Genomic DNA, 14,166 nt, shown 5'->3' on the forward strand with positions numbered 1-14,166 from the left:
AATTTCGTTACGAATATAGCTTATTTCGGAAGATTTTCAAGGATAAAATTAATTCGGTTTTCCAACGAGTCTTTTGGGACCTCAATAAGTGAGTACCCATATTTTTCGTAAGTTTCGATAAGGTGTTTGTGAATCAGAACGGCCTGCTCATAAGTTTCGTAACGTTCTTCGTCACTTGTGTAGATCTCTTCCCAAGGCGGAAGGATGAAAATGTGAGAGTACCTGTGCTCGCGACAAGCCTGGTCAAAAAAAGAGGGATAGGCATCGCCAATATAATGCATGTAGGCTAAAACATCCGGAATGCCCCTGTCTATAAAAACAAGGTTTCTTTCTTCCTGAGCAGCGCTGTTGAATTGTCTTTTTCTGCCTTCCAATAATAATTCGCTGAATAAAAGTGGCTTTTCAAGGAACAATTGCTCGATTCCCTGCTTGCGTGCTTCATGTATGACTTCCCGGGAAACTTCCGGATAGCATATATGTCCTCTTTCGGTTAATCCCTCTATAACAGTGGTTTTTCCCGATCCTGGTCCGCCGATAATTAATATTATTTGTTTGGTCACTTTTTCGAAATAAGGGGCAAATTTACATTTTTTAGTTGAATCGGATAATTCTTTTTGGCTTTGTTGTTGTTTTTAGAGGTAAAAACTCAGAAATCATCATACATATTTCATAACTCTAATGTATATTTGCTTTTATTATTGATTGAAAGATGGATAAAAAGACCGAAGAATTTTACCATAGGCTTAAGGAAGAATTAATTAACTCAACAATATGGCCTTCAGAATATTTGTTTAAATTTATAGTTCCTACGGATGTTGAAAAGATTCAGATCATTGAAACTTCATTCGACGGTATGGGTGCGGTGATTGAAACACATCAGTCCAAAACCGGAAAATACACCAGTGTTTCGATAAACGTTACCATGAAAAGTGCCCAGAGTGTTATTGATAAATACCTGGAGCTGACTGCAGTTGAAGGAATTATTTCTTTATAAAAAACAAGCAATGCAATTTACACCAGAACAAGCCGTTCATTTTTTGGAATACAATGCGGAACGTCCGCACCTGATCATTCCGGAATATGGCCGTCATTTACAGAAACTGATCGATCAGGCTACCCTGATAGAAGATCGGGAAGAACGCAACAAAGCTGCCAGATATATCATTTCGGTGATGGGAGGGTTAAATCCGCACTTACGTGATGTGCCCGATTTTCAGCACAAACTTTGGGATCAGATTTTTATCATGTCCGATTTTAAATTGGATGTGGATTCACCGTATCCGATTCCAAATAAAGAAGTGTTGCATCAGAAACCGGAGAAATTAAACTATCCGCAGAACTTCCCGAAATATCGTTTTTACGGAAACAATATCAAATACATGATTGATGTCGCCAATAAGTGGGAGGAAAGCGAGCTGAAAAACACATTGATCCGCGTTATCGCAAATCATATGAAAAAATGTTATCTGAGCTGGAATAAAGACACCGTGAAAGATGATGTTATTTTCGAACATTTGTATGAATTATCGGGAGGAAAGATCAATTTGTTGAAAACAGATGAAGAACTTTCCAATACAACTGATCTGATGCGTGTGAACAAAAAAATGTCGAATAAAACACAGTTCAACAATCCGAAAGGAAAAGGGAATAATACCGGAAAGAATTTCAATCCGAGAAATAACAATAAGAATAGCAACAGAAAATAATTTTCGAAAACGCCATGGGAACATTTAAGATAGAAGGAGGAATACAATTAAAAGGGGACGTTCATCCGCAGGGTGCCAAAAATGAGGCACTACAGGTTTTATGTCCGGTTTTATTGACTTCAGAAAAAGTAAGAATAACAAACATTCCTGATATTATTGATGTTAACAAACTAATTACGCTTTTAGGTAATTTGGGTGTTAAGATTCAGAAAAACGGAGCCGGAGATTATACATTCCAGGCGGATGAAGTGAATATCAAATATCTTGAAACAGAAGCGTTTAAAAAAGAAGGCGGCGCGCTTCGTGGTTCGATTATGATCGTAGGGCCACTTTTGGCTCGCTTCGGAAAAGGATATATTCCAAAACCGGGTGGAGATAAAATCGGACGCCGTCGTTTGGATACCCATTTTGAAGGGTTCATTAACCTTGGCGCGAAATTCAGATACGAAAGAGCCGATCACTTTTACGGCGTTGAAATCGATGGCAAATTACAGGGAACCTATATGCTTTTAGATGAAGCATCGGTAACGGGAACGGCGAATATTGTTATGGCAGCTGTATTGGCTGAAGGAACCACTACAATTTACAATGCTGCCTGCGAACCTTATTTACAGCAGTTGTGTAAAATGCTGAACTCAATGGGAGCTAAGATTACCGGGGTAGGTTCGAACTTGCTGACTATCGAAGGCGTTGAAAGTCTTGGCGGATGTGAGCACAGAATTCTTCCGGACATGATCGAAATCGGTTCTTGGATTGGTTTGGCAGCTATGACGCGAAGTGAGATTACAATTAAAAATGTTAGTTATGATAATCTTGGCGTAATTCCGAATGTTTTCAGAAAGCTTGGAATTACGTTGGAAAGACAGGGAGATGATATTTACATTCCAGCACATATTCACGGATATGAAGTAAAAACCGATATTGATGGTTCCATTTTAACCATTGCGGATGCTCCTTGGCCAGGCTTTACTCCTGATTTATTAAGTATTATTCTGGTAGTAGCGACACAGGCAAAAGGTGATGTGCTGATCCATCAGAAAATGTTTGAAAGCCGTTTGTTCTTCGTGGATAAATTAATTGACATGGGAGCAAAAATCATGTTGTGCGATCCGCACAGAGCCGTGGTTATGGGACATGATTTTAAATCACAACTAAAAGCGACCACGATGAGTTCCCCGGATATCCGTGCCGGAATTTCACTGTTGATTGCAGCTCTTTCCGCTAAAGGAACGAGTACGATCCAAAATATTGAACAGATTGACCGAGGTTACGAAAGAATCGATGAACGTTTAAGAGCTTTAGGTGCAAATATCGTTCGAGCGTAATTATGCTGTATCATTAATTATATAAGAGCTGAATTCGTTTTGAATTCGGCTTTTTCTTTTTATCATGGAAATTCAAATTATACTATTTCTTTGCCTGGCTTCGTTTGCGGCCGGTTTTGTGGATGCAATTGTTGGCGGCGGCGGTTTGATTCAGACGCCGGTAGCCTTGATTTTAATGCCTAATGTTCCGGTGGCCAATATTATCGGTTCTTTAAAAATTCCGGCCTTCAGCGGAACCAGTTTTGCAGCCTACCAATACCTTAAGAAAGTAACAATGAACTGGAGGCTGTTGATGCTTATGTCGCTGATTGCTTTTGCTTCGGCTTTTGCCGGGTCTACTTTGTTAACGCATGTCAGTAATGATTTCATGAAACCTTTATTGCTGGTGGTGCTGACATTACTGGCGGTTTATACGTTTATAAAGAAAAATTTCGGACAGCATCAGGAAAAGCTTTTATCAGTTAAAACTCAGATAATTTATGCTGTGATCATTAGTGTGACCGTCGGATTCTACGATGGTTTTATAGGGCCGGGAACGGGTAGTTTCTTTGTGGTGGCATTTGTTTCCATATTGGGATTTGATTTTCTTCATGCTTCCGCGAATGCAAAAATGGTTAATCTGGCGACCAATTTCGGTTCGATCTGTCTCTTTGTTTTGAAGGGAAGAATTCTTTGGACCATTGCGATTCCTATGGCGGTTTGCAATGCGCTGGGAGGCTTTATGGGTGCTAAATTAGCTATCAGCAAAGGAAACGGATTTATTCGCGGTTTCTTTTTAGTGGTTGTTATCGGGACACTGATCCGTTTTGGGTATGATGTCTTTTGGAATAGCTAATATCAAAGTTGAAAATAAAAAAGCGCATCCGGTCAAAGATGCGCTTTTGTTTTTATGGTTTCTTTTGGTCTTAGTTCAGAATGTTCAGGAACTTCAGACCAAAGACAACGCCATCGGTTTGGAAACCGTTTTGATAAGCCCGTACATAATCAAATCGGAAGAAACGGAACTTTCCAAAGCCCATATTGTCAAATCCTACCGTATATTCCTGATACGGTTTAAAATTCGGAATGTTCAGCATATGGAAACCTACAACCAGATTCCACTGCAGTTTGTTCAGAAGTGGGATTTTGTTCATGATGAACCCTTTTTCGTTGTGTTCCATATGGGTTTCAAAATAAGCATCGTTTGTACTGGCCGCATAATAAGGAAGCAGGTTAAAAACGTTCAGGTATCGGTCTGCTGTCCCGACATGCGTCTGATTCCCGTTAAAATGCTTGTAATCCACAAAGGAAATGGTTTCGGCATTAAAAAACTGTCCGGCTTTCAGACGAACGGCGAAATCCCCTTTATTGCCAAAGGTTTTGTCGTAGTCAACCATCGCTGACAGGAAATCATAATTGTAAATCTCTTCGCTTCCGGCAAATCCTTTTTCATAACCGATCGACAATGTCGGATAATCATTGTTAGGAATGTTGATCTTGCCGTCCGGACGTGTAACATATTTGTTTCCAAAACGGATTCGTGTGCCAACATTAGCTTTTACCAGATTGTGTTTTACAATGGCCGGAGTGGTATTGTCGTACGGCAAAAGCGGATTGTTCGATGTGTAATCATGATCATTTTTGATCAGTACATAATCGGTATTGTTAAAAAGCGGTTTTCTGGCCGAATATTCCAAACTTCCGCTTGCTGTAATTCCGTTAAGGACATTCTGACTATAGCCTAATTTGATAAACTCCTTATTATAATATTTGGCGTAGTTGTCCTTGAAGAATAAGGTGCTGACCGTATTGATTAAGTTAGAAATCGGATTGGCAGGATTGAATTGGTTGATGCTGCTTCCTCCCGATGCCGACACAACTGCATAATTTGTGGTGTTAAAACGGTGGTAGAGGCTTCCGTTTACGCGCAGGCGATCTTCCGCAAAGCCGTAATTGAAAGTGGAATTGATATTGGTGTAAGTTCCTTTTTCTTCATTGCGTTTGGTGAATGAAAATCCGGAATCCAGATTCCAGCCCTGAACGGTATTGAATCCAAGTGAAGTTACATCCAAAACGCCTTTATAGGACGCCGACCAGCTGTGATAACTGTCTTTATAAGTATAACCGGTGAATAGCTTCAGGAATTTGAATTTATTTCCTTTTCGGTCGAGAGAATCCATATAGACCTGCGATTTACGGATGGTCTGTATGCTGTCTTTTTTATGATAATCGCTGATTTCTTCGTCTGTTAACGGAACCGGTCGTTTTTCATTCCAGTAAATAGTGTCTTTTTTGTTAGCGTCTTTTACGATTTTGGCAATCTCATTGGTGAATGTTTTCTTTTCAAACTGATCTTTGAAAACATAATTGCTGAAAATATGCGTGAACTTCCCTGTAAAACCCATTCCGAAAATGGAAGCTTTAAAATCGATGGTCTGCTGGTTTTTTGCCCAGATTCTGGTATTTGGATTGTAATTGAAATTCTGCGTAAGACCAATGTTTTCTAAGATCGGCTGTTGCATTCGATAGCCTTTGCTGTTTAAATCGATAGCATAGATGGCCCACGTATCTTCTACGATGTAAATGTAACCTTCGAAAACCGGTTCTTTATCGCGTTTTGCAATTACCTTAATTTTGTTGATCAGTTGATTGTGGTTGTCGGTGAAAATACTTTCCAGTTTGTATTTGTAATAAGACATCGCATTATCAGCAATAGGGGAAACCATGTTGATGCCCATGTCGACATAATTGGCGTAGAAATCGTAGTTAGTTCCTTGCGCTGTATTGAAACTGAAACCATTGTCGTTACCGCTGACTTTAGAAGCAATGATTTCTTCTTTTATTTTATTGGGTTTTTCAAATGCAATTTTAGAGACTGTTTCGGACAAATATAGAATTCCGGTTCCGGTGGAATCTAAAGCGCCATCGAAATCTCCAATTTCCATCCCCATGAATTTTTTCGGAACGTTTTTGGCTCGGAATATTCCGCGGGAATAGAAGTCGGCTTCGAATTTATCAGTTTTATTGGAATTTATTTTTCTGTTTTTAATAGCGTTCCTAATAATTTGATAAGCGGGATCTTCTTTTTTTGGATTTACTATCACTTCAGATAGTGTGTAATTTTCATCTTCCAGAACCACATCCATGGTATGCGGAAATGTCTTAATATCGGCAGCAACTTTTTTTGTTTTATAGCCCAAAGACTGAAAAATAACGGTGTATTTTCCCGTTTCTTTCACAATGAGTTCGAATAAACCATTTTCATTGGCGGAAGTGCCATTATAGGTGTTTTCAATAATTATGGTGGTGTAGGGGACGGGTTGTCCTAGTTTATCGGTAACTTTTCCTTTTATTTGAGCAAATACTGTGGCAGATAGAAATAATAAGGCAATCAGATAAAATTGTCGGATCATGGATTAAGTTTTGTTTAAAAGACGACAAAGCAAGCCGTTTGGTTGTATGGGTTATAAAAAAGATTTAAGGGCAAGTTCATAGCTTTTTAATCCGAAGCCGATAATAACACCTTTTGCATTCGGTGAAATGTAAGAAGCATGACGGAACGATTCTCTGGAAAACGTATTTGATATGTGAACCTCTACTACCGGAGTTGAAATAGCTTTTACAGCATCAGCAATTCCTATGGAAGTATGGGTATAGGCGGCAGCATTAAGGATTATACCGTCATAGCTGAAGCCGACTTCCTGAATTTTCCCGATTAGTTCTCCTTCGATGTTGCTTTGGAAATATTGCAATTCAACTGTAGTGTATTTATTCTTGAGCAGAAAAAAATAATCTTCAAAAGTTTCGTTACCGTAGATTTCAGGTTCGCGTTTGCCTAATAGATTTAGATTTGGTCCGTTGATTATGATAATTTTCATACAGGATTTGTTTTTGGTAAATGTAATAAAAAGGCTTGGTTGTGCTTTTTTGAAAACCTAAAAAATAGCACATAAGTGTGCGTTTTTTTACTGTTACCGTTATAGAAAAGTATGAACAATATTTTTTTGTAAGTTAAAACTTATGTAAAAAATAACAAAATTCAATTTATTATGAAAATTTAACAAAAAACATATCTCATGTATTTATTTGATAATCAATCATATAGGTTTTTGGCTGTTAATTTTTATTATTTTTTTTCCTGTTTTTTTAATTTGAAATTTTATCGGATTGGATTTTTTATAGATTTGTCAGGTAAATTTTTAAAATTTTAAACTAATCATGAAAAAAGTAATTTTAACATTAGCAGCTGTATTCGCTTTCGGATTTGCTAATGCACAAGACAAGGCAGCAGGATCTGATTCTTCAATCAAATTTGGTGTTAAAGCGGGAGCTAACTTCACAAACTTCACTGGTGACGACGCTGATGACGTAGACGGAAAAACTGGATTTTATGTTGGAGGTTTAGCAGATTTTACAGTTTCTGAGAAATTCCACGTTCAGCCGGAATTATTGTTCTCTATGGAGGGTGCAGATACAGATGGTTTAGATTTAGGAATCACTTACTTGAGAGTTCCGGTAATGGCTAAATATTACGTAGCTAACGGATTCAATGTACAAGCAGGTCCAGAAGTAGCTTTCAAAATCGCTACTGCTGAGGATATCGTTGATGACTTGACAAAATCAGTAGACTTCGGTTTAGGTTTAGGAGCTGGTTACGAAATGGCTAACGGTTTAATGTTTGACGCTAGATATAACTTAGGTTTATCTAACATTGCTGACTACACAGACGGTGATTTGAAAAACACTGGTTTCCAAATCGGTCTTGGTTACAGATTCTAATCTTTAATAAGATTGTTATAAATAAAGCCTCGCATTGCGGGGCTTTTTTTTGTCGATAAGGTTGTTGATATCTACTATTTTAGATTTTGATTTTTAATCATGATTATGAATAGTTTTATAATGCTAATTTTAAAACAAAACTTATGAAACGTATTATTTTAACGGTTGCTGCAGTATTTGCATTTGGATTTGCTCAAGCGCAGAAGAAAGGCGGATCATCAGACGCGATCAAATTTGGTGTAAAAGGTGGTGTTCAGTTCACAAACTTTGGCGGGGATGCTGACACTGATACAAAAACAGGATTTTATATCGGTGGTTTAGGGGATATTACTGTTTCTGAGAAATTCCATGTTCAGCCGGAATTATTGTTTTCTGGAGAGGGGGCTGATGATGATTTGGGAATTGCCTATTTGAGAATTCCTGTTATGGCTAAATATTATATTATGCAAGGACTTAATATTCAGGCAGGTCCTGAAATTGCGTTTAAAGTCGGAGCTGACGATGATATTGACGATGCGACTACAGGGACAGACTTCGGTATAGGTATTGGTGCCGGTTATGAATTGCCTAGCGGTTTAATGTTTGATGCTCGATACAATGGCGGTTTATCCAATATCAGTGATATTGATGGTTTTGATTTCAATAACACTGGTTTTCAAATCGGTGTGGGATATAGATTCTAAACTTTAATAAATGGTTAGTAAAAGCCCTGTAATGCGGGGCTTTTTTTTTGTCAATAAGGTTGTTGATATTTTGTTTTTCCGAGTTTTATTTTTCGCTTTAATATTGGATAGCTTTATTAAGCTAATTTTAAAACGAAACTTATGAAAAATATTATTTTAACGGTTGCCGCGGTATTTGCGTTTGGATTTGCGAATGCTCAGGAGAAAGGAACGTCACCAACACCGATTAAATTGGGTGTTAAAGGTGGAGTCCAGTTCACGAACTTAGCGGGTGATCTTGATACGCATACAAAGACGGGCTTTTATGTTGGAGGTTTGGCTGATTTCACGATCGCTGAGAAGTTTCACGTTCAGGCGGAGGTGCTGTATTCTGCAGAAGGGGCTGACCATGATGATTTTGATGCAGGAATCAGCTATTTTAGGATTCCGGTTATGGGTAAATATTACATTACCGAAGGTCTTAATGTTCAGGCAGGTCCGGAGTTCGCTGTTAAAGCGGGTACTCAGGACGATTTATTTGAGGAAATTATTACTTCGTTTGATTTCGGATTCGGTTTCGGCGCCGGATATGAATTGGCCAACGGTTTACTGTTTGATGCGAGGTATAATTTAGGCTTGTCTAATATTAGTAATGTTGATGCATTGGATATTTCTAATACAGGTTTTCAACTTGGTTTAGGATATAGATTCTAAGCTGATAAATGGTTAGTTAAAACCCCGAAATGCGAGTTTTTTTGTTAACAAAGTTGTTGATATCTCATGTTTTTAAGACATTCTTTGTCATTGTTATATGGGTAAATTTATAGTACTAATTTTAAAACAAAATTTATGAAAAGAATTATTCTAACTGTGGCTGCCGTATTTGCATTTGGATTTGCTAATGCGCAAGAGGAGGCAAAGAGCGAAGCTGCTTATGGTTTTACAAAAGGTAATATGTATGTCGAAGGCTCGCTTAAGGTTAGCTCAGACGACGATTCGAGCTCTTTCTCTTTCAATCCTAAATTTGGTTACATGATTACGGATCAGATTTCGATTGGGGGTGATTTGGATTTAGGGTCTTCTAAACAAGACCGTATAGGTGCGTTAGATCCTGATATGAAAGCGACTAGTTGGGGGATCGGAGCGTTTGCCAGATATAATTTCCTGGAATTAAACAGTAAGCGTTTTGTTGCTTATGGTGAAGTAGGTTTAGGGTTTAGTTCAACTAAAGTTGAGAATGATTATGTTGACCCTATTCCTGATACCGATGATACAACGAATGGAATTAAGGCGAATGTTGATTTAGGTATAAATTATTTTATTACTCCTAGATTTGCAGCTGTGTTCGTTGTTGCGAATTTGATCTCCTATAATAATGAAAATCCTGAAAACGGAAGTTCCAGAAATTCATTCGAAATGAATGTTAACTTGTTCAACAACCCTTTTGATCAGGCTCAATTTGGATTATTGTACAAATTTTAATGATCTATTATAAAAATAAAAAACCCGCTTTCAAGCGGGTTTTTTTGTCTGTATTTTTTTATATTTGATAAACTCGTAAAGCAAACTATATGAAAAATGTACTTTTTTTAGGATTATTTCTCGTGTTTTTTGGTGCTTCTCTTCAGGCACAAAGATTTAATTGGGGGCCTAAAGCAGGTTTGAACATCTCCTCGTTAACCGGTGATATTGAAAACACTAAATCGTTAGCAGGGTTTAATGCAGGCCTTTTCGCTGAATTTAAAATTTTAAAACTATTGGCGATTCAGCCGGAACTGGTCTATTCGACGCAAGGAACTGCTTTTGATGATTTTGAAGGGCATTCAGTGGAAAGTCTTAAATTGGATTACCTTAATGTGCCGGTTTTGGCTAAATTGTACATTTTTAACCTGGTTTATCTTGAAGCGGGTCCACAGTTTGGTTTTTTAATGAATGCCAAACAGGGCTCGGTGGATTACAAGGACAGTCTTGAAGATATGGATCTTGCGATTGCTGCGGGGCTCGGCGTTAGTTTCGCTGATAAGTTCCGTGCCAATGGACGTGTGAATATTGGAACTACGGATATTGTTAAATCGGATGTTGCTGATGTGAAAAGTATGACGGTTCAGTTGGGACTGGCTTATAGTTTCTAAAATAGTGTCCAATACCATATAAAATCCTGAATAGCTTCGGGATTTTTTTTATTTTAGACCTATGAAACAATGGTCGTCTTATTTATCGGAGTACAAAACCTACCTCAAACTGGAGCGGGGTTTGTCTGAAAACACCATAACCAACTATGTTTTAGATGTCGAGAAGCTGATGCTGTTTTTGGAACAAAAGAAATTGAAGTTTTCACCGGTTGATATTGCGGAAGAACAGATTCAGCTTTTTATTTACGCCATTTCAGGAAGCCTGAATGCGAGAAGCCAGTCCCGAATTATTTCCGGCCTTAAAAGTTTTTTTAATTACCTGATTTTTGAAGGCTATCGCAATACCACGCCGCTTGAATTGATAGAAGTGCCTAAGACCGGACGTAAATTACCTGATACGTTGTCAGTTGAAGAGATTGATATCATGATTGGTGCGATTGATTTGTCCAAAGACGAAGGAGAGCGCAATAGGGCGATGTTGGAAACGTTGTATAGTTGCGGTTTGAGGGTTTCGGAATTGGTAAGCTTGAAAATATCCGATCTGTTTTTCGAGGAAGGATTTATAAAAATTACAGGTAAAGGAAACAAGCAGCGTTTTGTGCCTATCGGTTCCTCAACCCAAAAATACATTTTGATGTACAGGGATTTGGTTCGGTCCCATCTTTCTGTGCAGAAAGGCCACGAAGACACCCTTTTTCTTAACCGTAGAGGCCGACAGTTGACCCGTGCGATGGTTTTTACCATCATAAAAGATTTGGCCGTTAGAATCAATTTAAGGAAGTCTGTCAGTCCGCACACCTTCCGGCATTCCTTTGCGACGCATCTTTTGGAAAATGGTGCCGATCTGCGTTCTATTCAGATGATGTTAGGGCATGAGTCGATTACGACAACCGAGGTTTACATGCATTTGGACCGAAGGTTCCTGTCTGAAGTTTTGAATTCGTATCACCCTAGAAAATAACAGGCAGATAGCAGAAGGAAGGAGAGAGAATGTAATATCAGATGATTCCAAATAATTTATAATAAAAAAACGTGATTGAATTTAATCAATCACGTTTTTTATTTTTGCTAACTGCTGTTATTTCGCAATATTTACTGCTCTGGTTTCGCGGATTACTGTAATCTTAACCTGACCCGGATACGTCATTTCCGTTTGGATTTTCTGTGAAATATCAAAAGATAAATTACCGGCCATTTCGTCGCTTACTTTTTCGCTCTCTACGATTACACGTAGTTCACGACCTGCTTGGATAGCATAAGCGTTTTTAACGCCATTGAATCCGTAAGCGATGTCTTCAAGGTCTTTCAGACGTTGGATGTAAGAATCCAATACCTGGCGTCTTGCTCCCGGACGTGCTCCTGAAATTGCATCACACACCTGAATAATCGGGGAAATCAATGATTTCATTTCGATTTCATCATGGTGAGCACCAATCGCATTGCATACTTCTTCTTTTTCACCATATTTTTCAGCCCATTGCATACCTAAAATCGCGTGAGGCAATTCACTTTCTGTGTCAGGAACTTTTCCGATATCGTGAAGTAAACCGGCTCTTTTCGCTAATTTCACGTTCAAGCCTAATTCCGCTGCCATGATACCGCAAAGTTTTGCAACTTCTCTCGAGTGCTGCAATAAGTTTTGTCCGTAAGAAGAACGGTATTTCATACGACCAACGATCTTGATCAACTCAGGGTGTAATCCGTGGATTCCTAAATCGATAACCGTACGCTTACCAACTTCAATGATTTCGTCGTCAATCTGTTTTGCTGTTTTAGCAACCACTTCTTCGATACGTGCCGGGTGAATACGTCCGTCAGTAACCAATTTGTGTAATGCCAAACGTGCAATTTCACGACGTACCGGATCGAAACAAGAAAGGATAATTGCTTCCGGAGTATCGTCAACAATAATCTCTACACCTGTTGCTGCCTCTAAAGCACGGATATTACGGCCTTCACGACCAATGATTCGCCCTTTAACATCGTCCGATTCAATGTTGAAAACAGAAACGCAGTTTTCCACGGCTTCTTCTGTTCCTACGCGCTGAATTGTATTGATGATGATTTTTTTAGCTTCCTGTTGTGCGGTAAGTTTCGCTTCTTCAATAGTTTCCTGAATGTGCGCCATAGCATTTGTTTTTGCTTCGGCTCTTAAACTTTCCACCAATTGGTTTTTAGCGTCTTCAGCAGAAAGGCCGGAAATGGTTTCCAGTTGTTCTACCTGACTCTTGTGAAGACGGTCGATTTCCTGTTGTTTTTTATCAAGATGCTCTAAACGGTTGCTGTAGTCGTTTATTTTTGAATCGGCTTCGTCGTTTAGTTTTTTGGTTTTAGCTAATTCATTGGAAACCTGTGATTCTTTATCACGGGTTCTTTTTTCGGCTTCTGCAATTTTTTTGTCTTTGGCTAAAATTTCTTTTTCGTGCTCCGATTTTAATTCAAGGAACTTTTCTTTTGCCTGAAGCAATTTATCTTTTTTGAGGGATTCTGCCTCAACCTTAGCGTCTTTTAAAATCGATGCAGCTTCTTTTTTAGCGTTTTTGATCAAATTGGAAACATTAGTTTTTTCTAAATATTTCGCAATCGCAAAGCCGATTCCGATTCCGGCAAGACAGCCAATGATTATGATTAATGTGTTCATAAGTGTGTTAAAATTATATATAAAAAAAGCCTACATTAGGGGTATTGCATAAACTCGTAAGGACAAGTTTTGAGTTAACTCGCTGTTCAAGGACCTGCTCGCGGCAGTTTGCTTTAGAAACGAAGATTCACTCATTTGAATTTGTTAGTGTTGAGTTTATCAAATAGGTACTAATGTAGGCAGTATCTTAGTTTATGTAAAGAACGTATTTATTTTGAAAGAATTGCACTCATCTTTTCATCAATGTTTTTTAAGCGCTCAAAAGCCTTTTCAAAATCGGTTGATTTGTCAATCTGCTTTTGTTCCACCTGCGAAGCAAATTGGAGTGCGCACATGGCGAGCACGTCCTGTTTGTCTCTCACTGCATAGTTTTCTTCGAATTGCTTAATCATACTATCAATTTTTTTCGAAGCGGTTCGTAAACCTTCTTCCTGCGAATAATCCACCGTTAAGGGGTATACACGGTCTGCAATTGATATTTTTATTTTAAGCTTTTCACTCATTCTTTATTAATCAGAAAGTTGTGCTATACAATAATCGATTTCGCGAATTAATGAATTTATTTTGAGTTTCGTCTCTCTTTTGTTATCGTCACTGCCTAGTAATGAATTTGCCATTTTGAGGGTTTCGTATTGGCTTTTCAGGGCCATAATTTCCTCAGATTGCTTATTGATAATGTTTGAGGATTTCATTAAATCATTTCGTAATTCCTGATTTGTTTTCTCCAAATTTTCCAGCTTCAGGGCCATTTTAGAGAATTTAATTTCGAGAGAATCAATGATTTCGTTTAATCCATTCATTATCGATCTGTTTCATTACACGATTTCACAAAGTTAGTATTCCATTTGATATATAACAATAAAATTGTTTAATTTTTAAAAAATGTTTTAGCTCTTTTGCTAATAATTTGTTGTGTAGCCAGTTATGTGAATTTTGATCACG

At 38.1% G+C, this 14,166-nt stretch carries 16 protein-coding genes and 1 other RNA gene; 10 read left to right on the forward strand and 7 right to left on the reverse strand.

Annotation, left to right across the window (positions count from 1 at the left end; genetic code table 11):
* Positions 1-20: 20 nt before the first annotated feature.
* Positions 21-560: an AAA family ATPase gene (locus AC3E9U_RS06110; RefSeq protein ID WP_488746015.1), complete on the reverse strand. Its 540-nt coding sequence runs from the start codon at positions 558-560 to the stop codon at positions 21-23.
* Between the two features lie 149 nt (positions 561-709).
* Between AC3E9U_RS06110 and AC3E9U_RS06115 the strand changes: the two genes are divergently transcribed.
* From AC3E9U_RS06115 to AC3E9U_RS06130, 4 genes are all read left to right on the forward strand, one after another.
* Positions 710-994, forward strand: a complete 285-nt coding sequence (locus tag AC3E9U_RS06115; protein WP_488746016.1) for a DUF493 family protein — start codon at positions 710-712, stop codon at positions 992-994.
* A 10-nt stretch (positions 995-1,004) separates the two neighbouring features.
* The gene (locus AC3E9U_RS06120; protein ID WP_488746017.1) at positions 1,005-1,706 is read left to right on the forward strand and encodes a DUF4290 domain-containing protein; all 702 of its coding nucleotides are present in this window, start codon (positions 1,005-1,007) and stop codon (positions 1,704-1,706) included.
* 14 nt (positions 1,707-1,720) lie between these two features.
* Positions 1,721-3,031, forward strand: a complete 1,311-nt coding sequence (gene murA / locus AC3E9U_RS06125) for a UDP-N-acetylglucosamine 1-carboxyvinyltransferase (RefSeq protein ID WP_488746018.1) — start codon at positions 1,721-1,723, stop codon at positions 3,029-3,031.
* Between the two features lie 64 nt (positions 3,032-3,095).
* Positions 3,096-3,866: a sulfite exporter TauE/SafE family protein gene (locus AC3E9U_RS06130; protein ID WP_488746019.1), complete on the forward strand. Its 771-nt coding sequence runs from the start codon at positions 3,096-3,098 to the stop codon at positions 3,864-3,866.
* A 70-nt stretch (positions 3,867-3,936) separates the two neighbouring features.
* Here AC3E9U_RS06130 and AC3E9U_RS06135 read toward each other — a convergent pair whose 3' ends face one another.
* Together AC3E9U_RS06135 and aroQ are read right to left on the reverse strand one after the other, a co-directional pair.
* Positions 3,937-6,423 (reverse strand): DUF5686 and carboxypeptidase regulatory-like domain-containing protein, encoded by a 2,487-nt coding sequence (locus tag AC3E9U_RS06135; protein ID WP_488746020.1) that lies wholly within the window; start codon positions 6,421-6,423, stop codon positions 3,937-3,939.
* Positions 6,424-6,474: 51 nt separating this feature from the next.
* Entirely contained in the window at positions 6,475-6,888 is a 414-nt protein-coding gene (gene aroQ, locus AC3E9U_RS06140; RefSeq protein ID WP_488746021.1) for a type II 3-dehydroquinate dehydratase, read from the reverse strand.
* A gap of 340 nt (positions 6,889-7,228) precedes the next feature.
* Between aroQ and AC3E9U_RS06145 the strand changes: the two genes are divergently transcribed.
* The 6 genes from AC3E9U_RS06145 (at position 7,229) to AC3E9U_RS06170 (ending at position 11,544) form a co-directional block, all read left to right on the forward strand.
* Positions 7,229-7,789 carry a porin family protein gene (locus AC3E9U_RS06145; RefSeq protein ID WP_488746022.1) on the forward strand — a complete coding sequence of 187 codons (561 nt, stop codon included), beginning with the start codon at positions 7,229-7,231 and terminating at the stop codon, positions 7,787-7,789.
* 143 nt (positions 7,790-7,932) lie between these two features.
* Positions 7,933-8,472 carry a porin family protein gene (locus AC3E9U_RS06150; protein WP_488746023.1) on the forward strand — a complete coding sequence of 180 codons (540 nt, stop codon included), beginning with the start codon at positions 7,933-7,935 and terminating at the stop codon, positions 8,470-8,472.
* Positions 8,473-8,613: 141 nt separating this feature from the next.
* On the forward strand, positions 8,614-9,165 hold the full coding sequence (locus AC3E9U_RS06155; protein WP_488746024.1) for an outer membrane beta-barrel protein: 552 nt from the start codon (positions 8,614-8,616) through the stop codon (positions 9,163-9,165).
* A 135-nt stretch (positions 9,166-9,300) separates the two neighbouring features.
* The gene (locus AC3E9U_RS06160; RefSeq protein WP_488746025.1) at positions 9,301-9,933 is read left to right on the forward strand and encodes an outer membrane beta-barrel protein; all 633 of its coding nucleotides are present in this window, start codon (positions 9,301-9,303) and stop codon (positions 9,931-9,933) included.
* A gap of 89 nt (positions 9,934-10,022) precedes the next feature.
* A complete protein-coding gene (locus tag AC3E9U_RS06165) occupies positions 10,023-10,583 on the forward strand; it encodes a porin family protein (protein ID WP_488746026.1) in 561 nt (186 codons plus the stop codon).
* Positions 10,584-10,644: 61 nt separating this feature from the next.
* Positions 10,645-11,544 (forward strand): site-specific tyrosine recombinase, encoded by a 900-nt coding sequence (locus tag AC3E9U_RS06170; protein WP_488746027.1) that lies wholly within the window; start codon positions 10,645-10,647, stop codon positions 11,542-11,544.
* A gap of 117 nt (positions 11,545-11,661) precedes the next feature.
* On the opposite strand, the gene rny is transcribed toward AC3E9U_RS06170, so the two are convergent.
* The 4 genes from rny to AC3E9U_RS06190 form a co-directional block, all read right to left on the reverse strand.
* Positions 11,662-13,224: a ribonuclease Y gene (gene rny, locus AC3E9U_RS06175; RefSeq protein WP_488746028.1), complete on the reverse strand. Its 1,563-nt coding sequence runs from the start codon at positions 13,222-13,224 to the stop codon at positions 11,662-11,664.
* A gap of 50 nt (positions 13,225-13,274) precedes the next feature.
* A non-coding RNA gene (gene ssrS, locus AC3E9U_RS06180) (6S RNA) lies at positions 13,275-13,380 on the reverse strand.
* 53 nt (positions 13,381-13,433) lie between these two features.
* A complete protein-coding gene (locus AC3E9U_RS06185) occupies positions 13,434-13,727 on the reverse strand; it encodes a cell division protein ZapA (protein ID WP_488746029.1) in 294 nt (97 codons plus the stop codon).
* Between the two features lie 6 nt (positions 13,728-13,733).
* On the reverse strand, positions 13,734-14,024 hold the full coding sequence (locus AC3E9U_RS06190) for a hypothetical protein (protein ID WP_488746030.1): 291 nt from the start codon (positions 14,022-14,024) through the stop codon (positions 13,734-13,736).
* Between the last annotated feature and the right edge of the window lie 142 nt (positions 14,025-14,166).

The sequence above is a fragment of the Flavobacterium sp. 21.1 genome, assembly GCF_057801535.1.